General features: G+C 60.9%; 21 protein-coding genes. 11 read left to right on the top strand and 10 right to left on the bottom strand.

All coding sequences use genetic code 11. The features are described from left to right. Positions 1–174 precede the first annotated feature (174 nt). From bglX to N5D61_RS19455, 7 genes are all read left to right on the top strand, one after another. Entirely contained in the window at positions 175–2,475 is a 2,301-nt protein-coding gene (bglX, locus tag N5D61_RS19485; RefSeq protein ID WP_279893888.1) for a beta-glucosidase BglX, read from the top strand. 168 nt (positions 2,476–2,643) lie between these two features. Further along, positions 2,644–4,401 carry an ATP-binding protein gene (locus N5D61_RS19480; protein ID WP_279893887.1) on the top strand — a complete coding sequence of 586 codons (1,758 nt, stop codon included), beginning with the start codon at positions 2,644–2,646 and terminating at the stop codon, positions 4,399–4,401. After that, complete coding sequence (locus tag N5D61_RS19475; RefSeq protein WP_279893886.1) at positions 4,395–5,744, top strand: sigma-54 dependent transcriptional regulator; 1,350 nt, start codon at positions 4,395–4,397, stop codon at positions 5,742–5,744. Before N5D61_RS19480 ends, N5D61_RS19475 begins: the two co-directional genes overlap by 7 nt. A 201-nt stretch (positions 5,745–5,945) precedes the next feature. Beyond that, positions 5,946–7,265 (top strand): MFS transporter, encoded by a 1,320-nt coding sequence (locus N5D61_RS19470; protein WP_279893885.1) that lies wholly within the window; start codon positions 5,946–5,948, stop codon positions 7,263–7,265. Between the two features lie 382 nt (positions 7,266–7,647). Further along, positions 7,648–8,112 (top strand): hypothetical protein, encoded by a 465-nt coding sequence (locus tag N5D61_RS19465; protein ID WP_108237027.1) that lies wholly within the window; start codon positions 7,648–7,650, stop codon positions 8,110–8,112. Positions 8,113–8,521: 409 nt separating this feature from the next. Continuing rightward, complete coding sequence (locus tag N5D61_RS19460; RefSeq protein WP_279893884.1) at positions 8,522–8,923, top strand: hypothetical protein; 402 nt, start codon at positions 8,522–8,524, stop codon at positions 8,921–8,923. Between the two features lie 188 nt (positions 8,924–9,111). Continuing rightward, a complete protein-coding gene (locus tag N5D61_RS19455; RefSeq protein ID WP_279893883.1) occupies positions 9,112–9,735 on the top strand; it encodes a flavin reductase family protein in 624 nt (207 codons plus the stop codon). Between the two features lie 9 nt (positions 9,736–9,744). Here the strand turns inward: N5D61_RS19455 and N5D61_RS19450 are convergent, their stop codons facing one another. Together N5D61_RS19450 and N5D61_RS19445 are read right to left on the bottom strand one after the other, a co-directional pair. Then, positions 9,745–9,984 carry a hypothetical protein gene (locus N5D61_RS19450; RefSeq protein WP_279893882.1) on the bottom strand — a complete coding sequence of 80 codons (240 nt, stop codon included), beginning with the start codon at positions 9,982–9,984 and terminating at the stop codon, positions 9,745–9,747. A gap of 131 nt (positions 9,985–10,115) precedes the next feature. Continuing rightward, entirely contained in the window at positions 10,116–10,463 is a 348-nt protein-coding gene (locus N5D61_RS19445) for an antibiotic biosynthesis monooxygenase (RefSeq protein WP_279893881.1), read from the bottom strand. A 357-nt stretch (positions 10,464–10,820) separates the two neighbouring features. Between N5D61_RS19445 and N5D61_RS19440 the strand changes: the two genes are divergently transcribed. Beyond that, entirely contained in the window at positions 10,821–11,747 is a 927-nt protein-coding gene (locus N5D61_RS19440; protein WP_279893963.1) for an AraC family transcriptional regulator, read from the top strand. Here N5D61_RS19440 and N5D61_RS19435 read toward each other — a convergent pair whose 3' ends face one another. After that, positions 11,748–13,208, bottom strand: a complete 1,461-nt coding sequence (locus tag N5D61_RS19435) for an aldehyde dehydrogenase family protein (RefSeq protein ID WP_279893880.1) — start codon at positions 13,206–13,208, stop codon at positions 11,748–11,750. It abuts the gene before it with no gap. Continuing rightward, a complete protein-coding gene (locus N5D61_RS19430; RefSeq protein WP_279893879.1) occupies positions 13,205–14,842 on the bottom strand; it encodes a 5-guanidino-2-oxopentanoate decarboxylase in 1,638 nt (545 codons plus the stop codon). Before N5D61_RS19430 ends, N5D61_RS19435 begins: the two co-directional genes overlap by 4 nt. A gap of 159 nt (positions 14,843–15,001) precedes the next feature. Between N5D61_RS19430 and N5D61_RS19425 the strand changes: the two genes are divergently transcribed. Beyond that, complete coding sequence (locus N5D61_RS19425) at positions 15,002–15,883, top strand: LysR substrate-binding domain-containing protein (RefSeq protein ID WP_279893878.1); 882 nt, start codon at positions 15,002–15,004, stop codon at positions 15,881–15,883. 437 nt (positions 15,884–16,320) lie between these two features. Further along, positions 16,321–17,826 (top strand): MDR family MFS transporter, encoded by a 1,506-nt coding sequence (locus N5D61_RS19420; RefSeq protein WP_279893877.1) that lies wholly within the window; start codon positions 16,321–16,323, stop codon positions 17,824–17,826. Positions 17,827–17,905: 79 nt separating this feature from the next. On the opposite strand, the gene N5D61_RS19415 is transcribed toward N5D61_RS19420, so the two are convergent. From N5D61_RS19415 to N5D61_RS19400, 4 genes are all read right to left on the bottom strand, one after another. Then, the gene (locus N5D61_RS19415; RefSeq protein ID WP_279893962.1) at positions 17,906–18,709 is read right to left on the bottom strand and encodes a cache domain-containing protein; all 804 of its coding nucleotides are present in this window, start codon (positions 18,707–18,709) and stop codon (positions 17,906–17,908) included. Positions 18,710–18,832: 123 nt separating this feature from the next. Next, on the bottom strand, positions 18,833–19,939 hold the full coding sequence (locus tag N5D61_RS19410; RefSeq protein WP_279893876.1) for an NADH:flavin oxidoreductase/NADH oxidase: 1,107 nt from the start codon (positions 19,937–19,939) through the stop codon (positions 18,833–18,835). Positions 19,940–20,044: 105 nt separating this feature from the next. Further along, positions 20,045–21,760, bottom strand: a complete 1,716-nt coding sequence (recJ, locus tag N5D61_RS19405) for a single-stranded-DNA-specific exonuclease RecJ (protein WP_279893875.1) — start codon at positions 21,758–21,760, stop codon at positions 20,045–20,047. A 58-nt stretch (positions 21,761–21,818) separates the two neighbouring features. After that, on the bottom strand, positions 21,819–22,361 hold the full coding sequence (locus tag N5D61_RS19400) for a YaeQ family protein (RefSeq protein WP_108237016.1): 543 nt from the start codon (positions 22,359–22,361) through the stop codon (positions 21,819–21,821). A 296-nt stretch (positions 22,362–22,657) separates the two neighbouring features. Between N5D61_RS19400 and N5D61_RS19395 the strand changes: the two genes are divergently transcribed. Continuing rightward, positions 22,658–23,551, top strand: coding sequence for a TIGR02285 family protein (locus tag N5D61_RS19395; protein ID WP_279893874.1), 894 nt, complete (start codon positions 22,658–22,660; stop codon positions 23,549–23,551). Positions 23,552–23,713: 162 nt separating this feature from the next. On the opposite strand, the gene N5D61_RS19390 is transcribed toward N5D61_RS19395, so the two are convergent. After that, a complete protein-coding gene (locus N5D61_RS19390) occupies positions 23,714–24,010 on the bottom strand; it encodes a DUF3509 domain-containing protein (protein ID WP_108237014.1) in 297 nt (98 codons plus the stop codon). A 141-nt stretch (positions 24,011–24,151) separates the two neighbouring features. Then, positions 24,152–26,305: a transporter substrate-binding domain-containing protein gene (locus tag N5D61_RS19385; protein ID WP_279893873.1), complete on the bottom strand. Its 2,154-nt coding sequence runs from the start codon at positions 26,303–26,305 to the stop codon at positions 24,152–24,154. Positions 26,306–26,337: the final 32 nt, after the last annotated feature.

Below are 26,337 nucleotides of genomic sequence, written 5' to 3'. Positions count from 1 at the left end.
GTCATGCCGCTCCGTTGCCGGATAAAACTCGCTGCGTTACTGATGCTCTAACGCGCCGGGAGTTCAGCGATTAGCACGTCCTGACGACAACAAAAACCAAAGGTTTCTTACCAAAAACAAAGGCCGCACGGTATTTCGCGTGAGTTGCCGACCGACGCCTTGAGAATCGCCTACATGAATAAGCTGTGTTTACTGAGTCTCGTCATCGGCCTGGCCAGCCAGTCCGTCTGGGCTGAAACGGCCGTCAAACCCGCCAGTAACCTCTCCACGCTGCAAGCCAAGAACGCCTTCATTTCCAATTTGATGAAGCAAATGACCCTTGAAGAAAAAATCGGTCAATTGCGTCTGATCAGCATCGGCCCGGAAATGCCCAAGTCGGAAATTGTCAAAGAGATCGCGGCCGGCAAGATCGGCGGCACGTTCAACTCCGTCGTGTTGCCCGACAACCGCGCCATGCAAGATGCCGCTGTCGCCAACAGCCGCATGAAGATTCCGATGTTCTTCGCCTATGACGTGGTGCACGGCCAACGCACCATTTTCCCGATAAGCCTGGGCCTTGCGTCGACCTGGGACATGGATGCCGTGACCCGCACCGGGCGCGTCTCGGCCATCGAAGCGGCCGCCGATGGCGTGGACATGACCTTCGCGCCCATGGTCGACATCACCCGTGATGCGCGCTGGGGCCGCAGTTCCGAAGGCTTCGGTGAAGACACCTACCTGGTCTCGCGCTTGTCGGCGACCATGACCCGCGCCTTCCAGGGCACCAGCACCCAGGCCCCGAACAGCATCATGGCCGCGGTCAAGCATTTCGCACTGTATGGCGCCGTTGAAGGCGGCCGTGACTACAACACGGTCGACATGAGCCCGGTGCGCATGCAACAGGATTACCTGCCCCCTTACCGCGCCGCCATCGATGCCGGCGCAGGCGGCGTCATGGTGGCGCTGAACTCGATCAATGGCGTTCCTTCCACCTCCAATACCTGGCTGTTGCAAGACGTGCTGCGCAAGGATTGGGGCTTCAAGGGTGTGACGGTCAGCGACCACGGGGCGATCAAGGAACTGATCGACCATGGCGTCGCCAAGGATTTCCGTGAAGCCGCGAAGCTGGCGATCAAGGCTGGCGTCGACTTGAGCATGAACGACAAGGCCTACGGCGAGGAGCTGCCCGCGCTGGTGAAAAGTGGCGAGGTGTCGGTCAAGGAAGTCGACAACGCCGTAAGAGAAGTACTCGGTGCCAAGTGGGAAATGGGCCTGTTCGCCAACCCCTATCTGCGCATCGGCGCGGCGGTCGATGACCCCGCAGACCGCAACGCCGAGAATCGCCTGCACCGCGCGGAGGCCCGCGACGTGGCGCGCCGCAGCGTGGTGCTGCTGAAGAACGAGAATCACACCCTGCCTTTGAAAAAGCAGGGCACCATCGCCGTCATCGGCCCGCTGGCGAAAAGCTCGTTGGACATGATGGGCAGTTGGTCGGCGGCCGGCCTTGCCCGCCAGACGGTCAGCGCCTATGACGGCCTTGCCAATGCAGTCGGAGACAAAGCGAAGATCCTCTACGCCAAAGGCTCCAACGTCACTGACAACCAGGAAGCGATCACCTACCTCGACAAGATGGACGATCAGATCCCGATCGATCCACGCCCCGAACAGGAAATGATCGACGAAGCCGTCAAGGTCGCGCAGCAATCGGACGTGGTCGTCGCAGTGGTGGGCGAGTCGCGCAACATGTCCCATGAGGCGGCCAGCCGTGTGGACCTCGAGATTCCGGGCCGTCAGCGTGACCTCCTCAAAGCGCTGAAGGCCACCGGCAAGCCGCTGGTCATCGTCTTGATGAATGGGCGCCCGCTGGCGCTGGTCGAAGAAAACGAACAGGCCGACGCGCTGGTGGAAAGCTGGTTCCTGGGCACCGAAGGCGGCAATGCACTGGCCGACGTGCTGTTCGGTGATTACAACCCCTCGGGCAAGCTGCCAATGACCTTCCCTCGCTCGGTCGGTCAGGTCCCTGCGTATTACAACCACCTGAACACTGGCCGGCCCTATCGTGTGCACGACTCCAATTACACGTCGAATTACTTCGAAGAGCCGACCAGCCCGCTGTTCCCCTTCGGTTATGGCCTGAGCTACACGCAATTCAGCGTTTCGGACATCGTCCTGTCCATCAACAAGATGACCCGCAAAGACAAGCTGACCGCGACGGTCCAGGTCAAGAACATCGGCAAGGTTGCGGGTGAGACCACCGTTCAGCTGTACCTGCGGGACATCGCCGCGTCGTTGAGCCGCCCGGTCAAAGAGCTGAAGAACTTCCAGAAAATCATGCTCAAGCCGGGTGAGGAGAAAGCCGTGACGTTCACCCTGACCGAGGACGACCTGAAGTTTTTCAATCCGTCGCTGCAGTACGCTGCCGAGGCGGGCGACTTCAAACTCATGATCGGCCTGGACTCCGAAGACGTGAAGGAGGCGACGTTCACGCTGCAGTAAGCCCGCACGGTCAGTGCGATTTCATTCGAGCGCGCGCTTTTCTGGCTGAGCACTCATCGTCACGAATGGCAAGCCATCCAAATGCCGCTCAGAATGAAATCGCCTGCATCGTGTTTATCTGCCGTCTCCACCGGCTGACACGCCCGTCAGGTCAACAGGCCATCCGCCATGCCCCGTCTCGCTCGCCTCCTGCTCTACGTGCTGTTGATCGTCGCCGGTGCGGTGGCCGTGGCGATGCTGGCCATGCAGCAGGCGCAGCGCCATGCGCTGGAAGACGATGCAGCACGGGCGCAGCGACAGCTCTCGCTCTACGCCAACACCCTGCAGACCCTGATTGAACGCTATCGCGCGCTGCCCGCCGTGCTGGCGCTTGACCCAGAACTGCGGGCCGCGTTGAGCGGTCCGGTCGACGCCAAGACGACCCGGGCACTGAATGTGAAACTGGAGCAGATCAACGGCGCGGCCCGGTCATCGACCCTAGAATTGCTTGACCGCAACGGGCTGGCCATTGGCGCCAGTAATTGGAAACTGCCCAGCAGTTACGTTGGCCACAACTACGGCTTTCGCCCGTATTTCACCCAGACTAAAGCCACCGGCGTCGGGCGCTTCTATGCGGTGGGCGTGACCAGCGGGATACCGGGCTACTTCCTGTCGAATGCCGTTCGCGACGATGCAGGGCAGTTCATCGGAGCGATGGTGGTCAAGCTCGAATTCCCCGATCTGGAGCACTCGTGGGCTCAAGGGGATGATGTGCTGCTGGTCAGCGACGCCAAAGGCATCGTCTTCATCGCCAACCAGCCCGCCTGGCGCTATCGCATATTGCAGCCACTGTCGGATCCGGATCTGCTCGAGCTGCGCACCACCCGCCAATACGATAAACAGCCGCTGAGCGCGTTGCATCGGGAAACCCTGCGCACCTTCGGCGAGCACAGCGAATTGAGCCGCATTGCCGCGCCCGATGGCACGGCCGACTACCTCTGGCAATCACTGCCCTTGCAACCGGAAGGCTGGACCTTGCACCTGTTGCGCAAACCGCAGCCAGCGGTCGAAGACCTTCGCAACGCTGCGCTGGCAGCGGCAGGCATCTGGTTGACCCTCGTCTTCTCGGGTCTGTTCGTGTACCAGCGCTGGCGGCTGGCCAGGATTCGTCAACGCAGCCGCGAAGAACTCGAGCGGTTGGTCGAAGCCCGGACCCGCGACCTGCAGACTGCTCAGGAAGGCCTGGTGCAGTCGACCAAGCTGGCCGCGCTAGGGCAGATGTCGGCGGCGCTGGCGCACGAAATCAATCAACCGCTGACCGCACAGCGGATGCAACTGGCAACCTTGCGCCTGCTCCTCGATCAGGGGCGCGTAGAGGACGCCGCTAAAGCGCTCGCATTGCTCGACCAGCAACTCACCCGCATGGCCGCCCTCACGGGCCACCTCAAGACGTTCGCCCGCAAAAGCCCCAGCGGCCTGCGCGAACGGCTGGATCTGGCGAGCGTGGTGGATCAGGCACTGCTGCTTCTGGACGCCCGAATTCGCCATGAGCGGGTGGACATTGAATTGGACCTGACCCGTCCCGCCTGGGTGCAGGGCGACGCGATCCGGCTTGAGCAGGTGTTGATCAACCTGCTGCGTAATGCGCTGGATGCCATGCGCGATAAACCGCTCAAGCGCCTGCAGATCCGGATCACTGACGAGCAGGGTCGGTGGCAGCTTTCGGTCTCGGACAACGGTGGCGGAATTGCCCACGAGCACCTAGGCAATGTCTTCGACCCATTCTTCACCACCAAACCCGTGGGCGACGGCCTGGGACTCGGGCTGGCGGTGTCGTATGCGATTGTCCACGAATCCGGCGGCCGCTTGATCGCTGCCAATGTGAACGATGGCGCCGCATTTTCTTTTTCCCTGCCCAAGGCACCAGAGGCTGAACTGCCATGCTGAACTCAGTGATCGTGGTCGATGACGAAGCGCCTATTCGAGAAGCCATCGAACAGTGGCTGTCGCTATCGGGTTTCGAGGTGACACTCTTCAGCCGTGCGCACGAGTGTCTCAAGCGCTTGCCGGTTGACTTTCCGGGCGTGGTGCTCAGCGACGTGCGCATGCCGGACATGGATGGGCTGGAACTGCTGGCTGAACTTCAGGCGCGTGACCCCGAACTGCCCGTGATCCTGCTGACGGGCCATGGCGATGTGCCGATGGCGGTCGAGGCCATGCGCGACGGCGCCTATGACTTCCTGGAGAAACCCTTCACCCCGGAAACGCTGCTCGCCAGCCTGCGCCGCGCGTTGGAAAAGAGAGCCCTGGTGCTCGAAAATCAGCGGTTGCACGCGCAGGCGGACACACGGACTCGCCTTGAGGCCACGCTGCAGGGCGTATCGCCGATGATGCAGACGCTGCGGCGCCACGTGCTGGACCTGGCGCCGCTGCCCGTCAATGTGTTGATTCGTGGTGAAACCGGGAGTGGTAAGGAGATGGTCGCGCGGTGTCTGCACGACTTCGGCCCTCGCGCTAAAAAACCGTTTGTGGCCGTCAACTGCGCCGCCATTCCCGAGACGTTGTTCGAAGCGGAGCTGTTCGGTCACGAAAGCGGCGCCTTCACCGGCGCGCAGGGCAAGCGGATCGGCAAACTGGAATACGCCGATGGCGGCACCTTGTTTCTCGATGAGATCGAAAGCATGCCGCTGGCCCAGCAGGCCAAGCTGTTGCGGGTCATTCAGGAGCGACGCCTGGAGCGGCTGGGCTCGAACCAGAGCATTGAGGTCGACCTGCGCATCGTCGCGGCGACCAAACCCGATCTGCTCGACGAGGCTCGCGCGGGCCGCTTCCGCGAGGATCTGGCCTATCGGCTGAACATCGCTGAATTGCGACTCCCTCCCCTACGCGAGCGGCGCGAAGACATTCCCCTCCTGTTCAGCCATTTCGCGCGCCAGGCCGCTGAGCGTCTAGGCCGAAATGCACCGACGCTCAGCGGTGCACAGTTGGGGCACTTACTCAGCCACGACTGGCCCGGTAACGTCCGCGAACTGGCCAATGCTGCCGAACGGCAAGTGCTGGGACTGGAAAATCCAGCTTCGGTCGAAGCTCCGGAAGGCCAATCGCTGGTGGCCCGCCAGGAAGCGTTCGAGGCCCATTGCCTGCGCGCTGCGTTGAGCCGGCATTGCGGTGACATCAAAGCCGTTCTGAACGAGCTGCAACTGCCCCGGCGAACCTTGAATGAAAAGATGCAGCGCCATGGTCTGACGCGGGAACAGTTCTTACCTGACGGTCGCCTGGGTCCCCGATGATCGCGGGATGACAGGGTGGAGCCTGTTGCATCGGCGACATTCCGCGCATCCTAGGGCCTCCTCTCGGCGGATTTCCGCTCATCAAAAATGCGCCAGCCCTTCTAGACCGGGCCTTTCGGGGCCTGGCACAGCTCCTGCTATCACAGTCATCAGACCGCATCACTGCGCGCCTTCTAAAAACAATGACTTGCAGGTAACCCTATGGCCGTCCCTCATTCCGCATCCGCCGAATCCACGTCCGCGTCCACGCCTCAAAAAACCACCGGCAGCCGCCTGAAATCCATTTTCAGCGGTTCGGTCGGTAACATGGTCGAGTGGTACGACTGGTACGTCTACGCGGCGTTCTCCCTTTACTTCGCCAAGGTCTTCTTCCCCAAGGGCGATACCACCGCGCAACTGCTCAACACCGCCGCCATCTTCGCCGTGGGCTTTTTGATGCGCCCCATCGGGGGCTGGCTGATGGGCTTGTACGCCGACCGCAAAGGCCGCAAGGCCGCATTGATGGCGTCGGTACTGCTGATGTGCTTCGGCTCACTGATCATCGCCCTGACGCCAGGCTATGAAACCATCGGTGTCGGCGCACCGATCCTGCTGGTCCTTGCGCGGCTGATGCAGGGACTGTCCGTGGGTGGCGAATACGGCACCTCGGCCACTTACCTGAGCGAAATGGCAACCAAGGAAAGCCGTGGTTTCTACTCCAGCTTTCAATACGTGACGCTGATCTCGGGCCAATTGATCGCGCTGGGCGTATTGATCGTGCTTCAGCAAACGCTCTCGACCGAACAACTGAACGCATGGGGCTGGCGTATCCCGTTCGCCATTGGCGCACTGTGTGCGGTGGTTGCGCTGTTTCTGCGTCGCGGCATGGAAGAGACCGAGTCGTTCGCCAAGAAGGAAAAATCGAAAGAGAGCCTGATGCGCACCTTGATGCGTCATCCCAAGGAACTGGCGACGGTGGTCGGCCTGACCATGGGAGGCACGCTGGCCTTCTACACCTACACGACTTACATGCAGAAATACCTGGTCAATACCGTCGGGATGAGCATTTCCGATTCCACGACCATTTCCGCCGCAACGCTGTTTCTGTTCATGTGCCTGCAGCCAGTCATCGGCGCGCTGTCGGACAAGGTCGGCCGTCGGCCGATCCTCATCGCCTTCGGCGTGCTGGGCACTCTGTGCACCGTCCCCATCCTGAGCACCCTGCACACGATCCAAACGTGGTGGGGAGCGTTCTTCCTGATCATGGCCGCCCTGATCATCGTCAGCGGCTACACCTCGATCAACGCGGTCGTCAAAGCCGAGCTCTTTCCCACCGAGATCCGCGCACTGGGTGTTGGCCTGCCCTACGCTTTGACTGTTTCAATCTTCGGCGGCACCGCTGAGTACATCGCCTTGTGGTTCAAAAGCGTCGGCATGGAAACGGGCTACTACTGGTACGTGACCGTTTGTATCGCCGTTTCGCTGCTGGTGTATGTCTTCATGAAGGACACGCGCAAGCATTCGCGAATCGAGACCGACTGACGGCATCCCTGCCCCGCCGCGCTATTCATGGGTGGCACCGCTCTGCTGTTTCATCGAGCGCAGCTGTACGATTGCCCAATCGTGCTGCGCTCGTCATCTACACCTGTCCAACATGCTTATCTCGCCGATCCACAGGGTCAAGGCAGGGGCGATCGCCCTCCTGCACAGGGGGACGATGGAGATACGCGTCCGTCAGCCTGCCAGGGCGATCACGCCAGCTCCGCTGAGATGATCGCTAAGTGGCTGAATACGCTGACGCTTTTCTAGTATCAATTTCAGCAATGTTCGCTAGCAATGCGATTGACTTCTTAATCATTCTGAGCCGAGTAAAGTTAACTCCATACCGAGTGACCCACTACTTATTCGAACTGGAGCAACTATCATGAAAACTAACAAACTGATCTTCGGCCTGGCTTTTTCGATTCTTGCAAGCAGCGCATTTGCACTTCCTGCGGTTGAAGGGCACAAACAGATTAATGCACCGGTTGTTGCCGAAAATGGCTCTTCGCACACTAACGTCGGTCGGCTGGCTTCTGATGGTGCTGACCGTGTGGGTGCCAACCGCGTCGCTTCCGACGGCGCTGACCGTGTAGGCGCCAACCGCGTGGCTTCTGACGGTGCTGACCGTGTAGGCGCCAACCGCGTGGCTTCCGACGGTGCTGACCGTGTGGGTGCCAACCGTGTAGCTTCCGACGGTGCCGACCGTGTAGGCGCCAATCGTGTGGCTTCCGACGGCGCCGATCGAGTAGGTGCCAACCGTGTGGCTGCAGACGGCGCTGACCATGTTGGTGCAAATCGAGTCGCTGCCGACGGTGCAGATCGCGTAGGCGCAAATCGCATCAGTTAAAGATTCACCTGTTCCCTCTTGGCCCGGCATTCGCCGGGCTTAATTTTTTGCAGCGCCAAAGCGCGTCGAAAGCCCCGCTTTTCAACGCGTCTCATTTCCTGCGACGCCCCCCTTGTCCGAGTGGCCGGTCGGACCTCTCCGGGATTGCGCCGAAGGAAGAAGGCGCGATCATAAATGGGCATCACAATAGTGGATTTCTGTCAAGCGCCTATCTGACCAAAAGTCAAGAAAAATGCCCCATTTCGGTTCAACACCCCTCGAAACGCTTTAAAACCGGGCGCTCCAGCCAACTATCATTTTTGGCGATGGTGGATAGCAATCTTGTTAACTTCTACTTAATCCCTACGCGCGTAAACTTAGCTCCATACCCAAGTTGAAAAATTTATTGAACTTTGCTGGAGCTAACATCATGAAAACTTCGAATCTGATCTTTGGTCTTAGTCTGTCGATCCTGGCATCGAGCGCGTTCGCTCTGCCAACTTCCGATAATCATTCTGTTATTCAAGGCAATGTGGTCGCCGAGGGTGGCTCGTCCCACACCAACGCATCGCATACAGGTTCTTATCGCCAAGCCGCTGATGGTTCCGACCACGTCGGTGCCAATCGCCTGGCCTCCGACGGTGCTGACCGTGTAGGTGCCAATCGTCAAGCCGCCGATGGTTCCGACCACGTCGGTGCCAACCGCCTGGCCTCCGACGGTGCTGACCGTGTAGGTGCCAATCGTCAAGCTGCGGACGGTTCCGACCACGTCGGTGCCAACCGCCTGGCCGCTGACGGCGCCGACCATGTAGGCGCTAATCGCGTCGGCTGATTGACCGCTTCATTGTTGTTCAACCTCCCGAAACTCCCTTTGTCGCCCGGCTGATGCCGGGCTTTTTTTTGCTCGCTGGATTACCGCCGCCTGGCTTCCGGCCATAATGCCAAGCACTATGGCTCTCACTCTCTTCCGAAAGCCGCTGCTTGCGCGACGGCTGATTACGCCCACGTCAGGAAACGCCCATGTCAGACGACATTCATTTCTACGAACCCTCGAAAGGGCACGGTTTGCCCCACGACCCCTTCAATGCCATCGTTGGCCCCCGCCCCATTGGTTGGATCTCCTCGCACGACGCTGAGGGCAAGCTCAATCTGGCGCCCTACAGTTTCTTCAACGCGTTCAATTACGTGCCGCCGATCATCGGATTCTGCAGCATCGGGCGTAAAGACAGCCTGAACAACATCGAGCAGACCGAGGAATTTGTCTGGAATCTAGCCACGCGGCCGCTGGCCGAGCAGATGAACCTCAGTTGCGCACCGGTCAGCGCGGATGTGAATGAATTCGAGCTGGCAAATCTCACCGCCGAGCCGTCGCGCATCGTGTCCGTGCCGCGTGTCAAGGAAACGCCCGTCGCGTTTGAATGCAAGCTGACGCAGATCATCCAACTGCAGCGGGCCGACAAGGAGGTGGTGCCGAGTTGGTTGATTCTGGGAGAAGTCGTGGCGATTCACATCGCCAAGCGGTTGCTTAAGGAGGGGGTCTACGACACGGCAGCCGGTGAGCCCATCTTGCGCGGAGGCGGCCCAGCCGATTACTTCCAAGTGGGGCCGGAGGCGCTGTTCAAAATGTACCGGCCCAAAGCGTGACCAAGCTTATCAATCCTGCGCGAACATCAATTCGCCCTCGGACGTGACGTCAATCAGACGCTCCAGTTCGTCGACGGCGGCCAGGTCGGCAGCCAGCGCGGTGGTGAATGTCTGATCGGCCAGCACCCGATGAAAGATCGGCCCGCCGCCAGCCCCGAGCGCTTTGACGGCAATGGCGGCGTCATAGCCGCCGTCGCGGGGGATCGCAGCGGAAACTGCTTCATAATGCGCAAACGCTTTGCGTGCCATTGGGAAAGACCCTGCTTCAAAGAATGAGGCAGGCATCTTAAACGTTCGACTTCCATTCTGCCCGTGCTCGCGCCATCGTCGCCTCCTGCCAGGCGCAGCGGTCTGGAGAATGGGCCGTTATCGGTCGGAGTTCAGCCCGCCAAACGCTCAGTGGGCCATCCGCAAGCGGACCTGGTTGTCGCTACGCTGGCGAAGGTCTGAAAATCCAGGCTCTTGACCAGTCGCTCACTCATCAGCTCGGCAAACACCTTCAGCTCAGGTGCGGCCACCCAGTCATTCATCGCCGACTCATCGGCCCATCCGCCGTGGATGACCCACAGGTCATCCTCAGTCAGTGATTTCTGCAAGGCGAAGTGCAGACAGCCAAAGGCTTTGGAGGACGGGCCAACCAATGTGCTCAAACGTGCACCCAATCGCGCGCTGTTTCCTGCACTGGCGCGCACATAGATGAGGTGGCTCACGACGGAAGTATTGTGCATGGTCTGTGCTCCTGTAGCTCCACCGCAACGGAGAATGTCTTTGCGGCTGGAAGTGAAGATTAGGTGCCAGAACGCAATAGCAGTTAGCCAAATACTGCCCCGTTATTGCCTGATTCTGCTGCGGCCGTCGTCAGAAGCGGGGCCGGGCCTCCAGTATCGGCAACAGGGCGACGGGACTTTCAAGCAATCGCCCCCGCTGTGCCGGGCATTTCGTCGCGTGAAGGGTGAAGCCGGAGCAGAATCAGGCAATCATCCGACAGGATCCGCCTAACGCTGGCGATTGCACAAAAATAAGCTGTGCTGCATCAATGCTTCATGTGAGGACTTCCCATGCTGCCCACCGCTGTTGCGCCCGCGATGCCTGTCACCCCTCCCCTGCCTCGATTGAGCGCGCAGATGGAACAGCAGCGCGCCGAACTCGCAGACCTCATCCGCCGCCATGCACCAACCGACGGTAGCTTCCAGACTGTGGTCAAGTCGCTGTTCATGGTTCGCCATGACCAGCCTCAGCAATCCGTCCCCGGCCTGGTGCAACCGGCGCTGTGCATCATGGCTCAGGGACGTAAGGACGTGACCCTCGGCGGAGAAGTGTTCACCTACGATCCGCTCAACTACCTGGTGGTCTCCGTGGCGCTGCCGATCAGCGGCAAGGTGGTGTATGCCTCGCCAGAAGAACCGCACCTGGCCATGCGCCTGGACATCGATCCGGCCGACATCAATGCGCTGATCGCCGAGGCCGGGCCGATGAGCGTACCGACCCGACCCAGCGGTCGCGGGATGTATGTCGAGCGTATCGATGCACAATTGCTGGACGCGGTGATCCGGCTGATTCGCCTGCTCGATACCCCGAAAGACATCCCCATGCTGGCGCCGCTGATCACCCGCGAGATTCTTTACCGGTTGCTACGGGGCAGCGAAGGCTATCGGCTGTATGAAATCGCGATTTCCAACTGTCAGACCCATCGCGTGACCCAGGCGATCAAGTGGTTGAACCACCATTTCCAGCAACCGTTGCGGATCGAAGAGCTGGCGCGTGAAGTGAACCTCAGCGTGTCCACTCTGCACCATCGGTTCAAGGCAGTGACCGCCATGAGCCCCCTGCAGTACCAGAAACAGCTGCGTTTGCAGGAAGCGCGGCGCCTGATGCTGGCCGAGGGCCTTGAAGCTTCCGCGGCGGGCTACCGGGTCGGCTATGAAAGCCCGTCCCAATTCAGCCGCGAATACAGTCGATTGTTCGGCGCACCACCGCTAAGGGACTTGGCGCGCCTGCGCAAGACGCTGTAATCAAGTCGCACGTACCACGTGCTTGATTTCCTGGAACGCTTGCATGCCCCAAGGGCCCAACTCACGACCCAGGCTGCTCTGCTTGAAACCGCCCCAAGACGTCTGGGGGAAGATCACCTGGGGTGAATTGATCCATACCGTGCCCGCCTGCAAGGCGTCGGCAACCCGGTCCGCCGTCCTACTGTCGCTGCTGACCACGCTGGCAACCAGGCCAAACGGGCTGTCATTGGCCAGTGCGATGGCTTCGGCCTCGGAGCTGAACCCGCGCACGCACAGCACAGGGCCGAAGATTTCTTCGCGCCACAGCGCACAGTTCAGCGGCACTTGCGTGAACACTGCCGGCTCCAGGAAGTACCCCCGAGGCTGGCTGGCCGGACGCTGTCCGCCACACAACAACCGCGCACCGTCGGCCTTTGCGGTCTCAATGTGATCGACGACCCGGCGATACTGCGCTTGATTGACCAGCGGCCCCATCTCGACACCGTCCTCTTCGGGGCTGCCCACCCTGATCGACTGCGCTTTGGCGACGAGGCGTTGGAGAAACGGCTCTAGGCGTTCTTCAGCCACCAACACACGGCTGGTCGCCGAGCACATCTGCCCGGCGTTGAAGTACCCGCCGCCACTGGCCAGCTCAACCGCCAGATCCAGATCAGCATCTGCCATCACCAGCAGCGACGATTTGCCGCCCAGTTCGAGGCTCACGCCCTTCACCGTTTCCGCGGCGCGCTGCATGACTTGCACGCCAACCGCATTGCTGCCCGTGAACGACACCTTGGCAATGCCCGGGTGTCCTGCCATCGGTGCGCCGACGGCCAGCCCCGTACCGCAGACGAGGTTGAACACGCCGTCCGGCAGGCCGCTCGCAGCAATGATCCGGGCGAGCTCAAGCTCCGCCAGCGGGGTGATTTCCGAGGGTTTGAGCACCACGCAGCAACCGGCGGCCAAGGCAGGCGCGAGCTTCCAGGCGGTGGTCACCATGGGGAAGTTCCACGGCACGATCAACCCCACCACGCCGCACGGCTCCCGACGCAGACGGGCTGCAAACGCCTCGGTCGGCAGCGCCACCTCGCGGTTTTGCTGCACGTCTGCCGCCTCGGCCAGGTCCGCGTAATAGTTGAACGTCGCAATGACGTCATCCACGTCCATGGCGGCCTCGAAACCGGGCTTACCATTATTGGTGGACTGAAGGCTCATCAAGCGCTCGCGCCGCTCTGCGACACCGGCGGCGATCCGACGCAAAATCACCGCCCTGAAGGCGCCCGTCGTCCTCGACCAGGCGTCGAACGCCGAACGGGAGGCCTGCACGGCATCGTCCACTGACTGCGCATCTCCCCCGGTGACGATTGCCAAAGGCGCTTCCGTCGACGGGTTGATGACCGCGAGACGCTCTTTACCCTCCCACCATTGACCGTTGAGGTAGAGCCCCTGCAAAACCGGATGCCTATCTGCGGCTTCATTCATGATGCTTTCAATCCTTCCATCCACAGGCGTTGGTCGATTTCAATCACAGTAGGCCCTGTGTGCGCCGCCGCTGCACTCAACGCGGCCTTCAAAGGCTCGACGCCGCTGACGGTCTGCGCTGCACAGCCCAGCGCCTTGGCGACTCCGATGAAATCAGGGGTGTAAATATCCACGCCGACCGGCTCGATCGCCCGATTGACCATGTACTTCTTGATTTCCTCGTAGCCTTGGTTATTCCACAGCAAGACGATGATGGGCGTACGTGCTTCGACCGCGCTGGCCAGCTCCGACAGGGTGAACTGCAACCCCCCGTCGCCGATCAGACAGGCCACCGGACCGCGCTCATGGGCGTCGTCGCGCCCCAGCCACGCACCCACCGCTGCTGGCAAGGCATAGCCGAGCGTGCCGTAGCCAGTGGACGAATTGAACCAACGACGGGGCTTATCCAGGTCCAGCGTCAGATTGCCGGTGTAGACCGGCTGGGTGGAGTCGCCGACGATGACCACATCGGGCAACGCATCGAGCGCAGTGCGCAGAAACAAGGTTTGGCCACGCGTCGCCTCATCCCAGGTGGCGTTCAGCGTTGCCTTCAATTGCACGGCACGCGCTTGGCCCCAGTCAGCATTGCGCTCGGCCCGTGTTTCATTGGCCAGGGCGTTCAGCAGCGCCTCGACCGCGGTCCGCGCGTCGGAGACCAACGCGACCTGCGGCGGGAAATTGCGCACGGTCTGATCGGGGTCGATATCGATGCGCAGCAGCGTGCCGGGAATCTGGAAGTGGCCTTGAAAGGTGATGTCATAGTCGGTCTCGGCCAGCTCCGTGCCGACGGCAAGGACCACATCGGCCGCTTCAATGATTGCGCGTGCGGGATCCAACGATTGCGTGGAGCCGATCAGCAGTGGATGGTCGGCAGCCAGGATGCCCTTGGCATTGATCGTCAGCGCAACCGGCGCCTCCAGGGCCTCGGCCAACTGCGTCAATGCCGGGGCCGCATCGATGGCACCACCGCCGGCGAGAATCAACGGGCGCTTGGCCTGAGCGAGGAAGGCGGCCATGCGCTTGATTGCGACAGGGTCCGGGCCCGCGCGGCAGATAGACACCGGCTCGCTGCCCAACAGGGCGTCGGCGTTCTCGACCATGACGTCCAGGGGGATTTCGATGTGCACCGGTCGCGGGCGGCCCGCCTGAAATACGGCGAAAGCACGGGCGAGCACCGCGGGCAGTTCGGCGGCGGACATCAATGTGTGAGAGAACGCCGCAACGCCCGCCATCATTGCGCCTTGCGCCGGAAGTTCGTGCAACTTGCCGCGCCCCCCACCCAGTTGACTGCGGGCCTGAACACTGGAGATCACCAGCATGGGAATCGAGTCGGCGTACGCCTGGCCCATGGCAGTCGCGATGTTGGTCATCCCAGGGCCGGTGATGATGAAGCACACTCCGGGTTTGCCACGGGTGCGCGCATAGCCGTCGGCCATGAAACCGGCGCCTTGCTCATGGCGTGGGGTGATATGACGGATCGACGACCTGGCCAGCCCCCGGTACAGCTCGACGGTGTGCACGCCCGGGATCCCGAATACCCGTTCCACCCCATACCCTTCGAGAAGCTTGACCAACACTTCACCACACGTTGCCATTTGTCTGGACCTTTGCTCGTTCTTGAGATCGCCTGAAGCCGCCCACGCACGGTTGCCCGGAGCAGGCGGCGAGCCCCATTGGAACCGTGGCCCGGTATCAGTGACAACGCAAAAAATGTCATGCTTAGCCATGTTTTCAGATCATGGCTTCAGACATCCATGAAACGCTTGCCACCCCTTCCCGCCCTTCACACCTTTTTGGTGGTTGCGCGATGCTGCAATTTCACCCGAGCGGCGGAGACACTGCACATCACACAGGGCGCCGTGAGCCGCCAGATCGCAGGGCTGGAAAGCCATTTGGGCTATCCCCTGTTCCATCGTCAGGCCCGAGGTTTGAGCCTGACCGCCCAGGGACGTGAATTATTTCCGCGCATCGAGCAGGTATTCGGCTTGATCGAGGATGCCGTCGACCATGTGGGCACTCGCCAGCAGGCGTTACAACTGAAAGCGCCGACGTGCATTACCCGGTGGTTGCTGCCCCGTCTGATGACGTGGCAAAAGGAACGGCCAGACGTGCCAGTGGAACTGACGACCACCATTGCCCATGGCGTGGACTTCCGTCGCGAGCGCTTCGATGCGGCGGTGGTCTACGGGGCGCATCCCGGTGACTCGATGCAGGTGCATCGCTTGCTCGACGAAGAGCTCACCCCGGTGTGTGCGCCCGCGTTGCTGAACGGTCCCGAACCTCTGACGCAGATCACGGATCTGGAGCGGCACATGCTGTTGCACCCCACGCTCGACGAACAGGACTGGACCCAGTGGCTGAAAGCGGCAGGCGTGCAGTTGGGCAATGTCGGCAAGGGCCAACACTTCGATACCATGGACCTGGCCATGACTGTTGCCTCCCAAGGATCGGGTATCGCGATCGGCGACTGGTCGCTCATTGGCGAGGATCTTCGGGCCGGCCGTCTGGTCACCCCCTTTGACGAGCGATTGAAGACCGGCGCCGGCTACTACTTCGTCTATCCAGACCGCACGCAGGGCACGCCAGGGATCCAGGCTTTATTGGATTGGCTTCGAGCCCAAGCGGGACAACGTTAAAGTTCCATCGTCATTCCGTCGCCACCCCGGCCAATGCGATAAAAACATTCAATACCCGGCGCAGCGCCATCATCACGTATGAGGGCCTACACTCACCTTATCCGACAAAAAAATGATTTTTGTACGCGGATCGAGGTACACGTCATGAGAACCACAATAAGAAGACAGATGGTGTATGTGGTTGCGGTTGCTACAGTGCTGAGCATCTATGCAGCCGGGGCCTACAGGATCGAGCAGATGCGGCAGACGCCACGGGGCGTGGTCGTATGCACGTTCGGTCACTGTATGCCGACAGAGGCCAGCTTCAGCGCGTTGCGCTGATTGCCACACCGGTTTCAACCGAAGGCGGCTATCGATTAGCTAGCTAACGGACTAGACTGAGCAGACTTTTCCCGCCGAGCCTGGGCGGGTCAACCTGCCAGATCGAGTCCCTGTTCGTGACCAGCCTCAATCAAACCCGCCCGGATATTCGCAGCATTCTGTTTGCGCTGATGATGGCCGTTTTCCTCAGCGCGCTGGACCAGACCATCGTGGCCGTTTCCATTCCGGCCATCTCCGCTCAATTCCAGGATTTCGATCTGCTTGCCTGGGTCATTTCGGCCTACATGGTGGCCCTGACCGTCGCTGTCCCCATTTACGGCAAACTCGGCGACTTGTACGGCCGTCGTCGGCTGATGCTGTTCGGGTTGGGCACGTTCACGCTCGCATCGCTTTTCTGCGCCATGGCCCAGAGCATGGAGCAATTGGTGCTCGCGCGCGTTCTGCAAGGTATCGGTGCAGGCGGGATGGTTTCCGTGAGTCAGGCGATCATCGGCGACATCGTTCCGCCCCGCGAGCGTGGCCGCTACCAAGGCTACTTCAGCAGCATGTACGCCGCCGCCAGCGTGGCGGGGCCGGTCCTCGGGGGTTTCATGACGGAATACCTGTCATGGCGCTGGGTATTCATCATCAACCTGCCGTTGGGCCTGGTGGCCTGGTGGGTGGCTCGTCGGACACTCATCGGCCTTCCCGTTCCACAGCGCAAACCGATCATTGACTACCTGGGGACGGTGCTCATGATCATCGGCCTGACGGCCCTGTTGCTCGGCATCACGGAAATCGGTCAAGGCCACAGTTGGCGCGATGGGCATGTTCAGCTGCAACTGGGGATCGCCTTGCTGGCGCTGGCAGCATTTACGCTCTACGAACGTCGGGCCCGTGAGCCGCTGCTGCCGATGCACCTATTCGCCAACCGCAGCGCCGTGTTGTGCTGGTGCACGATTTTCTTCACCAGCTTCCAGGCCATTTCGCTGATCGTCCTGCTGCCGCTGCGCTTCCAGACGGTCACCGGCGGCGGCGCTGACAGTGCCGCACTGCATCTGATGCCACTGGCGATCGGCATGCCCATGGGCGCTTACTTCGGCGGGCGGCGCACATCCCACACCGGGCGTTACAAACCCATCATTCTGACCGGCGCGCTGTTGATGCCGATCGCCATCCTCGGCATCGCCTTCACACCTGCGCAGTCGGTGGTCCTCACCGGCCTGTTCATGGTCCTCACCGGCATCGCGTGCGGGCTGCAATTTCCCACCTCTTTGGTAGGCACTCAAAACTCGGTGGACATCAAGGACATGGGTGTGGCCACCAGCACCACCAACCTGTTTCGTTCATTGGGCGGGGCGGTGGGCGTGGCCAGCATGTCGGCGCTGTTGCTGGTGATGCTGGCCGGAACGGGGCTGGCCGAGGTCGACGGCGGCGCCCTTGGTGAAGGCGGTTCAGGCAATGTGTTGATGGACAGTCTGCATGCCGCGAGTGGCCCCGCGCTGGCGGGGCTGCAGGCGCAACTGGCGATGACGTTCCAGCATCTGTTGCTGGCCAGCGCCGGGGTTTCGGTGCTCGGCCTGGCAGCGGCCCTGGGGATGCCGAATCACCTGTTGAGGGGGCGCGCCGACAAGGATCGGTGACGCCCGGTTGGCGCAGAAGGAAGCGAGCACACAGGCACCCTCGCACGGGCCGCAACGGAAGGCATGCCCAGTGCGCTTTTCAACCGCTGTAATACCCCACAGCAACGAGCAGATCCCCGACTTTGCGCATGTAAGCGTGTTTGTGCTCGACCTTCCCAGTGACCGGGTTGCGCCAACGATACTCATAGTCGCCCTGAGGCTGCTTCTTGATCATTTCCAGCATCGGCAATCCGACCGGCTTGCCTTCGGGGTCTTTCACCTTGCTGAAATCAGTGTTGACCAGCCGCAGGTTGGTGCCGTGTGCGACATAACGTTTAGTCGTGGTGTTGACGACAAATACGTACAGGTCGTCCTGCAAGAATCCACCCTTGAGATTATTGATCGCCTCAAGCGTGCCGTTCTGATCCTGCTCCAGCGCCTGTGCGGCCTTGTCGAGCAACGCTCTGGCCTGTTCAGGGGCGGCGCGCGGCAAGTAATACCCCACCGCCAGGATCCGCTCCCCCACTCGCTGGAAATACACGCGCTTGCGCTCGACCTTGCCATCGCGCCAGTTTTGCCAACGATACTCAGCCTGCTGGACACCCGCACTTTCGGGGGTCTGCAGGACGTGTTTGAAGGCTTTTTGAAGGTCTGGATCGAGCACTGAGGAAACGTCGCGCCCGATTAACGCCACGGAAGGTCCGCCGCTGGCCAGCATCACACCGTGGGTGTCGGTGACGAATACGTAGCGCTCACCATCGACATATTCCCCCTGTCGGCTGAACTCGGCCAAGGCCTTGTCGCCCACTTGCCGATAATGTGCGACAGCCTTGTCCAACAAGGCTCTGGCGGCAGAGGCTTCCTGTGCCTCATCCCCTGCCGCCGTTGCCTGGGTGACCCACATGCAGGCCACCACCGTCAGTACCATCGTTTTGCATGCGTTGCCGAATGAAACGACTGCCATCTTGCTGCTCCCATTCTTATTGGTCTGCAGGCAAGCGTAGACGGGACTCGACGAGGGCGCTCCTCAGTCGCGCAGGTCCGACTCGTGAATCGGCTGATCGCGGTGAGTGGCGCGCTGATACTGAGCCGGCCATACCGCCTGACGGCCTCCCAGATCGTCATCGGCATGCAGGGGCCAGTACGGATCGCGCAACAGTTCGCGAGCCAGCAAAATCAGATCGGCCTGACCGGTACGCAGAATGGTGTCGGCCTGATACGGTTCGGTGATCATGCCCACGGTCCCGGTGGCGATTCCCGACTCCTGGCGAACACGCCCGGCGAATTCGGTCTGATACCCCGGCCCGACGGGGATTTCCGCATTGGCCGCCGTGCCGCCCGAGGACACATCCACCAGGTCCGCGCCCAGCGCCTTGAGCCGCTTGGCCAGTTCGACGGTTTCGTCCGGATTCCAGCCATCCTCCACCCAATCGGTGGCAGATACGCGCACGAACAATGGCAATTCGTCCGGCCATACCTGACGCACGGCTTCGGTGACCTCCAGCGTCAGACGGATGCGGTTCTCGAACGAGCCTCCGTATTGATCGCGACGTTGATTGCTGAGCGGCGAGAGAAACTGGTGCAACAGGTAACCATGCGCAGCGTGAATTTCCACCACCGAAAAACCCGCGGTCAGCGCACGTTTGGCAGCGTCGACGAAGGCCTGGATGACGCTTTTGATCTGCGCTTCGTCAAGCGGCGTGGGCGGAGTGTGCTGAGGATCGAAAGCGATGCTCGACGGCCCCCATGGCGTCCAGCCCCCCTGATCGGCAGGGATACTGCCCTGCTTGCCCAGCCAGGGACGCCAAGTGCTCGCCTTGCGTCCCGCATGGGCCAGTTGAATACCGGCCACCGCGCCTTGGGCATTGATGAAACGCGTTATGCGCTGCAATGGCGCAATCTGGTCGTCGGACCATATGCCGAGGTCTTCCGGGGTGATACGGCCGTCGCGGGTCACGGCGGCAGCTTCAGTGAAGATCAACCCTGCGCCACCCACGGCCCGGCTGCCCAGATGGACGAGATGCCAGTCATTGGCCAGACCATCGGCACAGCTGTATTGGCACATCGGCGAAACCACGATGCGATTGCGCAGCGTCAATTGGCGAAAGGTGATGGGTTCAAGCAGCAGGCTCATGTGCACCTCTTTCAGATGGCGTTGGAAGGTCCCGAGGATGAGACCCTAGAGCCTAGTCGACAACCTGAAAGAGAGGGCGGTTCCTGCTATCCAGCGTTGGTGCGCTCAACGTGGCGAGATGTGCGCGACCATCAGCTGAACCGTTTCATTTCCACGGAATTCGTTGAGATCGAGCCTGTAGGCCAGTTCCACCCAACGCACCCCGGGGTTTGGCCAGACGTCGCGGTCCACGCTGAAGGCAATGCCGTCGAGCTTGACGGTGCCGCATTCGGTCTTGAGCACCATCTTCAAGTGCCGTTCGCCCACCACCCGCTGCTCGACCAATTGAAACACCCCATGGAAAAGCGGCTCGGGGAAATGTTGCCCCCAAGGCCCGGCGTTGCGCAGCGCACGCGCCAGCTCCAGATGAAACTCTTCGACCGCCAGCGTGCCATCGGACAACAAGCGCCCCGTCAAATCTTCCTCGGTCAACTGCTGTCGCACTTGCGCATCGAAGGCTTCGGCGAATGCCTCAAAATGGTCGGCGGGCAAGGATAGACCCGCCGCCATGGCATGGCCGCCGAACTTGCTGATCAACTCAGGGTGCTGGGCCGCAACGGCGTCCAGCGCATCACGAATGTGAAAACCGGGCACCGAGCGGGCCGAGCCCTTCAACATCCCTTCTCCCGCGCTGGCGAAGGCGATGGTTGGACGGTGGTATCGCTCTTTCAGCCGCGAGGCCAGAATCCCGATCACGCCCTGATGCCATTCGGCCTCGTACAGGCACAGACCGAACGGCATCGATTCCACCGGCAGGTCTTTCAACTGCGCCAGCGCCTCGCGCTGCATACCTTGCTCGATGGATTTGCGGTCCTGATTGAGCGCGTCCAACTGCGCAGCCATTTCCCGCGCCTGGGCTTCGTCTTCGCACAGCAGGCATTCGATGCCAAGGCTCATGTCATCCAGACGACCTGCTGCGTTGAGCCGGGGACCGAGGATGAACCCCAGGTCGGTGGAGGTGATGCGCGATGGGTCACGACGGGCCACTTCGAGAATGGCTCGCAACCCCGGCCTGGCACGCCCGGCGCGAATACGCATCAACCCCTGGTGCACCAGAATACGGTTGTTCGCATCCAGCGGCACGACGTCGGCCACACTCCCCAGTGCCACCAAGTCCAGCAGTTCGCCCAAATTCGGCTGCGCCCGGCCATGGGTTGCAAACCAACCCAAGTCGCGCAAGCGAGCCCGCAGGGCCATCAGCACATAGAACATCACGCCCACCCCGGCCAACGCCTTGCTCGGGAAGGTACAGCCCGGCTGGTTGGGGTTGACGATGGCATCGGCCGCGGGCAATTCATGGCCTGGCAAATGGTGATCGGTGATCAATACCCGCAACCCCGCGGCCTTGGCGGCCGCCACGCCCTCGACGCTGGAAATCCCGTTGTCCACGGTCATCAGCAGGCCGGGTTCCCGCGTCAGGGCAACGTCGACGATTTCCGGGGTCAATCCATAGCCGTATTCGAAGCGGTTCGGTACCAGGTAGTCGACATGCGCCGCGCCGAGCAAACGCAGCCCCAGCACGCCGACCGTGCTGGCAGTCGCACCGTCGGCATCGAAGTCGCCCACGATGAGAATACGCTGGCGTCGCTCCAGGGCGTCGACCAGCAAGTCCACAGCCGCATCGATGCCTTTGAGTTGCTGGTAAGGGATCAGCCGCGCCAGCCCTTTGTCGAGCTCGTCCTGCGAGAGCACGCCGCGAGCGGCGTACAAACGGGTCAGCAAAGGGGGCAAATCGCCGAGGAATGGCAGGGTGTCGGGCAACTGACGTGATTCGATGCGCATGCGGTTTCCGCTGATGGTCATGGGTTGACGCGTGTTGAGCAGGGCGTGACGGCGGGGATCAGCCGCGCTCCCCTGCCAGCCATTGCAACTGCACTTCATGCTGACCACGGTCGTCCGTCACGAACACCGTGCCTTCGCTGATCATGACGTCCCACTTGATCACCCGTGGCATTTCGTGGGCGAGCGTCTCCAGCACGTCTTGGGGAACGGCTGCGATGTTCACGTTTTTCAGCGCCTGAGCGGCAGGCACCACCTTGCCCTCCCAGACCCGCAGGCTGCCGTAGGCCAGCAGACTGGTACGTTCCGTGCGACGGGAGCACCAGGTCAGACGATCGACGTCGGGCTGGCCGACTTCGATCCAGTGCAGAACGCGATCATCCAGGCTTTTTTCCCACAGCGCAGGTTCATCCACGTCGGATAATCCCCGGCCGAATGACAGGTGCTCGTTGTACCAGAGCGCATAAGCGAGTAAGCGCACGGCCATACGCTCTTCGGTCTCGGAGGGGTGGCGAGCGATGGTCTGCTTGACGGTTTCATACACCCCACGATCCAGGTCGGTGAGGTTCAATTCGAATTTGTAGGTCGTTGACGGCTGGGCCATGAAAGGGCTTCTAGAGACAGGGGAAGGCGCCAAGTCTACCCGATGCAGGGGCATTCAACGACCCGAGGCGATGACCGATCGGTTGAAGGACCCTCCCACTGTGCCGAACCGGCAACGCGGTGCTTTAATCAATCCGAGGTGGCGAGTGTTAAATAAATGGACGACCACGCCGATACCTTGGTACGAGACCCTTCAGGATGAAGTTTTCAGAGCGGGCCGTTTCACTCTCAGACCCTACCGGGTGCGGCAGCACACGCCTGAGCGCCAACCAGCTTTTTCGGGATTTACATCGACGGATGCTCACTCGCACCCTGCGCCTTCACATCAGCGGGCCATTGGCCCTGTTCGCGAGCTTATCGCTGAGCATGATGCCCGGCACCGCACACGCCAAAGAGACGCTCATCTGGCTGTTGCGCGACTTTCCGCCCCTGACTATTTTCGCCGGCCCTCAGACCGGCCAGGGTGCAATTGACAGGTTGATGCCTGAGTTGATCGCCCGCATGCCTGAGTACAACCACCAGATCATGCATGTGAATCGCGCACGGGGTACGCAAATGCTTCAGGACCCGGACGTGTTCGCCTGTGATCCCACCTTGCTATGGACTGCAGAACGCGAAAAAACCATTCTGTTTTCGATCCCGACTTATGCCACCCCCGGCAACGGCGTGACCATCGAAAAGAGCAATCACGCCCGATTCGCCCCCTTCCTGACCGAGGACGGCCATCTGGACCTCGCCACCCTGCTGGCAAGCAAAACCGTCAAAGTCGGGATAGTGGCCGAGCGCAGCTATGGCCCGACCATCGACAAGATCTTGCGCGCCACGCCGGCAACGGACAGCCTGATCCTGCACTATGGCAATGCGGCAGTAGGCAGCATGCTGCAAATGGAACGCATGGACCGTTTTCAGGCCATCATCAGCTACTGGCCAGAGGTGCGCTATCACGCTCAACAACAAGGCATCCCGCTCGAGGAGCTGGAGTTTTTTCCGATCAAGAACGCGCCCAAATATCAGTTTGCGCACATCGGCTGCTCGAAGACCGATAAGGGCCGTGCGGCCATGGAGGTGATCAACCGTGAAATGCGCGTTCTGCGGACCACCCGACTCATCGGGTTTTACGCCGAGTGGATGGTCAAGAAGGAGGAATACCTGCGCGATGCCCAGACGTTTTTCGACGAAGCGCAAAACTGAAAAACGCCAGGCAAAAAGAAACCCCGAGCAGCGGGGAGACTACTCGGGGTCAACCGCGGTCCAATCTGGACCCGTACGGCAGGCTACACGAACACCGGAGCACAATGCCTGCGCCTGCCGTACTGGATAGGAGCCCGATCAATCGATAAGGTTCCACGTCCCTTAGATGAAAGTCTGACCGGCGGTGAAATGAGTGACCTGTGTCGCATTACGCATGGCCGCGATGACGCAGGGCTCGATACGCCCTTCGGCCACCATCAAGTCCCGACGCAGCCCATCGACCACATCGGTCAACTGGCGTTTGTCACACAACTGCGCAGCGGAATAGATCCGCTCGATGACGGTTGCACCGGTTGCATCTTTCAACGTCACCAGACGCTCGCCCTTGACCCCGACAGCCCCCAGAATCGCCTGATAAGGCGCCAAGGCTTCGCTGAGCAACAAGCTGATATTTTCCATTGGATTCACCACTCAATCATTTGAATGCAAAAGGTGCTCATCAGTGACCACGGTCGGAAGTGGAAAGTTTCTTTCCAGGGCTGCATCGATCTGTAGGTCTGGCTCCCTGGGAGCATGCCCGTCGAATGTGACAGATGGAATTCATCCTGATGGCCCCGCGGATACCGCTGTCCGTGGGATGCCGGCCCGCTCCCGCTCAACATGGCCAAGGGGTGGTAGCTCGGCCCAGCCGCCCACTACCCCCTGCAGCTCACCGTTGGCACGATAAAACGGAGCGACCCACTGAAAGACGTCCACTTCAGGCTCTACAAGCGTCAGAGGCGCCCGCCCTCGGACCGGCTCCCCGGTGCTCAGAATATCCATGTAAGTGGCATGCACCGCCTCCGCAGTTTTGCGAGGCAGCAAGTCGATATCCGTCAGGCGCCGGCCATGCAACTGCTCGAAGCTGATGCCGAGCCGCTCTTCGTAGGCCCGATTGCAGGTCACCAATCGCCCCTGCAAATCGCGGACGTAGACTGCATCGGGCAAAGCGTCGAGCAACGTGCAGAGAAATAGATGATGATCATTGAGCTGCTCTTCTGCCCGCCTGCATTGAGCGTCAAGCACCCTGATACGCGCACGCCAGAACAACGACACCAGCCACGACACCCCTACAACGGCCAACACGCCATAGACCCAAACGGGGGGGCGTGACCAGATGGGTGGAGGGGGATGAAGGCTTCCCAGCCATTTCATTCGTATCGCTCGCATTTCTGCGACCGGAAATTCATCGAGCGCTTTGTTCAGGATGCTTAGCAGTTCCGGCTGTGTCTTGCTCACGACGAAGCGATCGGGCGACCACAATCCTTCGACGCTTCGGCCGACCTTGAGCGGCCTGGTCACAGAGGCCCAGGCACCCGCCTCGTTCTGAATGGTCGCTTGAGCGTCTCCGGTTTCGACGAGCCGCTGCGCATCCGCATAGGTCGCGACAAGCTTCAACCGGATATCTGGATGATCGCGTTGCAGAAAGTCCACCAGGGCATGACGCCTCGGCATAGCCAGCACTTTTCCCGAGAGGTCGCCTAGGGTCGTGGGCGACTGCCGATTCGCCCGCACGACGTAGACCCAGTTGTTGCCCCCATAGGCATAGCTGAAATTCAGTTGCATCCGGCGCTCGGCCGTCTCAGCGAGGGTGGTGTTCATATCGGCCTTGCCAGCGCTCAGCGCCTCGAGTGCGGCCTGGGTGGACGGCATGACGTCATGCCGAAATATGAGGCCGGTCATGCGGGAAATCCGCTCGAGCAGATCGATGTTCAGTCCCACCCAGCGTCCCTTCTCATCCTGATAGATATACGGCGGGAGCTGAGTGGACGCCACGGTGACTTGGGGATGCCTGCGCACCCATCGCTGCTCCTGAGGGCTCAAGCGGATGCGCTGATTCACGACATCATCGCCCAGCCCGGCTGTCCAGCGTCGCTGGATCTCCCGGCCGACGGATTCGTCGAGATCGTCGAGCGCGCGATCGACCAACGATTTGAGCCGGATGTCGTCGCCTCGCAAAGCGAAGGACAAACCAGAAGGGGCCAGTGCGCTCTCGAATTGAACACTCAGCTTCAGGTACGGGCGCAGCGCGAGGTACGCCCGGACAATCACCTCATTGCCGACAAAGGCGTCCACGTCACCTTGAGCGAGGGCTTCCATACCGCTGTGCAGTGTCGGTGCCAGCACGATGAGGCTGTCCGGATAAGCCCTGTTCAAGGCGGCCTCATCCACATAGCCGTTCAGCACCGCAATGCGTTTGCTCTTGAGCGGCGTCTTCAGGGGCGAATCGGCGGAGCGACCGACCACCACCGAGCGATCAGGCATGTAAACCTGTGAAAAGATCAAATCGGATTTCCCGCCCTCGGAACCACTGGCTCTTGCGAGCAGATCGACCTTGCCCGCCATCAACGCGGCAAGCTCTTCTTCACGGCGGGAAAACCCCGTGATCTTTATAGGGATGGAAAGCTTGGCGCTGATCAGGCTCAGGTAATCTGCGCTGATGCCCTGATAGCGATTCTGGTCCGTGGTGATGTTGATCGGTTCGTAATCGGCGATGGGGATGCCGACGTTGAGCACGGCGCGATCATCCAGCCAACGACGTTCCTCGGCGTTGAGGTGAAGCCTTTCCTCGACTTTGAAAGGCGCCCCGAGGACAAAGGGCAATGTCTCCGCGCTCTGGCCCGGTGGACTCCAACTGCCGATCAGGAGCAGCGTCAATAGGATAAACAGGGTGATTCGGGGCTGGACGGGCATTCCTTGCGTGTCCATGTTCATGTGTTCTACCGCCAATGAGTTGTTTACGAAGC

Origin of the sequence: Pseudomonas sp. GD03842, from assembly GCF_029841165.1 — a bacterium.
In the GTDB taxonomy this organism is placed as follows: domain Bacteria; phylum Pseudomonadota; class Gammaproteobacteria; order Pseudomonadales; family Pseudomonadaceae; genus Aquipseudomonas.
The sequence above is the reverse complement of the archived record's forward strand: the minus strand, read 5'-3'. Positions and strand labels throughout refer to the sequence as shown.

Coding starts and splice junctions, on each gene's coding strand:
- N5D61_RS19450 (WP_279893882.1), bottom strand. CDS start 9,984: ATGGCACGCAAAGCGTTTGCGCATTATGAAGCAGTTTCCGCTGCGATC.
- N5D61_RS19460 (WP_279893884.1), top strand. CDS start 8,522: ATGAAAACTTCGAATCTGATCTTTGGTCTTAGTCTGTCGATCCTGGCA.
- N5D61_RS19435 (WP_279893880.1), bottom strand. CDS start 13,208: ATGAATGAAGCCGCAGATAGGCATCCGGTTTTGCAGGGGCTCTACCTC.
- bglX (WP_279893888.1), top strand. CDS start 175: ATGAATAAGCTGTGTTTACTGAGTCTCGTCATCGGCCTGGCCAGCCAG.
- N5D61_RS19390 (WP_108237014.1), bottom strand. CDS start 24,010: ATGGAAAATATCAGCTTGTTGCTCAGCGAAGCCTTGGCGCCTTATCAG.
- N5D61_RS19440 (WP_279893963.1), top strand. CDS start 10,821: ATGCCTGTCACCCCTCCCCTGCCTCGATTGAGCGCGCAGATGGAACAG.
- N5D61_RS19445 (WP_279893881.1), bottom strand. CDS start 10,463: ATGCACAATACTTCCGTCGTGAGCCACCTCATCTATGTGCGCGCCAGT.
- N5D61_RS19455 (WP_279893883.1), top strand. CDS start 9,112: ATGTCAGACGACATTCATTTCTACGAACCCTCGAAAGGGCACGGTTTG.
- N5D61_RS19465 (WP_108237027.1), top strand. CDS start 7,648: ATGAAAACTAACAAACTGATCTTCGGCCTGGCTTTTTCGATTCTTGCA.
- N5D61_RS19475 (WP_279893886.1), top strand. CDS start 4,395: ATGCTGAACTCAGTGATCGTGGTCGATGACGAAGCGCCTATTCGAGAA.
- N5D61_RS19395 (WP_279893874.1), top strand. CDS start 22,658: ATGCTCACTCGCACCCTGCGCCTTCACATCAGCGGGCCATTGGCCCTG.
- N5D61_RS19425 (WP_279893878.1), top strand. CDS start 15,002: ATGAAACGCTTGCCACCCCTTCCCGCCCTTCACACCTTTTTGGTGGTT.
- recJ (WP_279893875.1), bottom strand. CDS start 21,760: ATGCGCATCGAATCACGTCAGTTGCCCGACACCCTGCCATTCCTCGGC.
- N5D61_RS19410 (WP_279893876.1), bottom strand. CDS start 19,939: ATGAGCCTGCTGCTTGAACCCATCACCTTTCGCCAATTGACGCTGCGC.
- N5D61_RS19470 (WP_279893885.1), top strand. CDS start 5,946: ATGGCCGTCCCTCATTCCGCATCCGCCGAATCCACGTCCGCGTCCACG.
- N5D61_RS19385 (WP_279893873.1), bottom strand. CDS start 26,305: ATGAACATGGACACGCAAGGAATGCCCGTCCAGCCCCGAATCACCCTG.
- N5D61_RS19430 (WP_279893879.1), bottom strand. CDS start 14,842: ATGGCAACGTGTGGTGAAGTGTTGGTCAAGCTTCTCGAAGGGTATGGG.
- N5D61_RS19415 (WP_279893962.1), bottom strand. CDS start 18,709: ATGTGGGTCACCCAGGCAACGGCGGCAGGGGATGAGGCACAGGAAGCC.
- N5D61_RS19400 (WP_108237016.1), bottom strand. CDS start 22,361: ATGGCCCAGCCGTCAACGACCTACAAATTCGAATTGAACCTCACCGAC.
- N5D61_RS19480 (WP_279893887.1), top strand. CDS start 2,644: ATGCCCCGTCTCGCTCGCCTCCTGCTCTACGTGCTGTTGATCGTCGCC.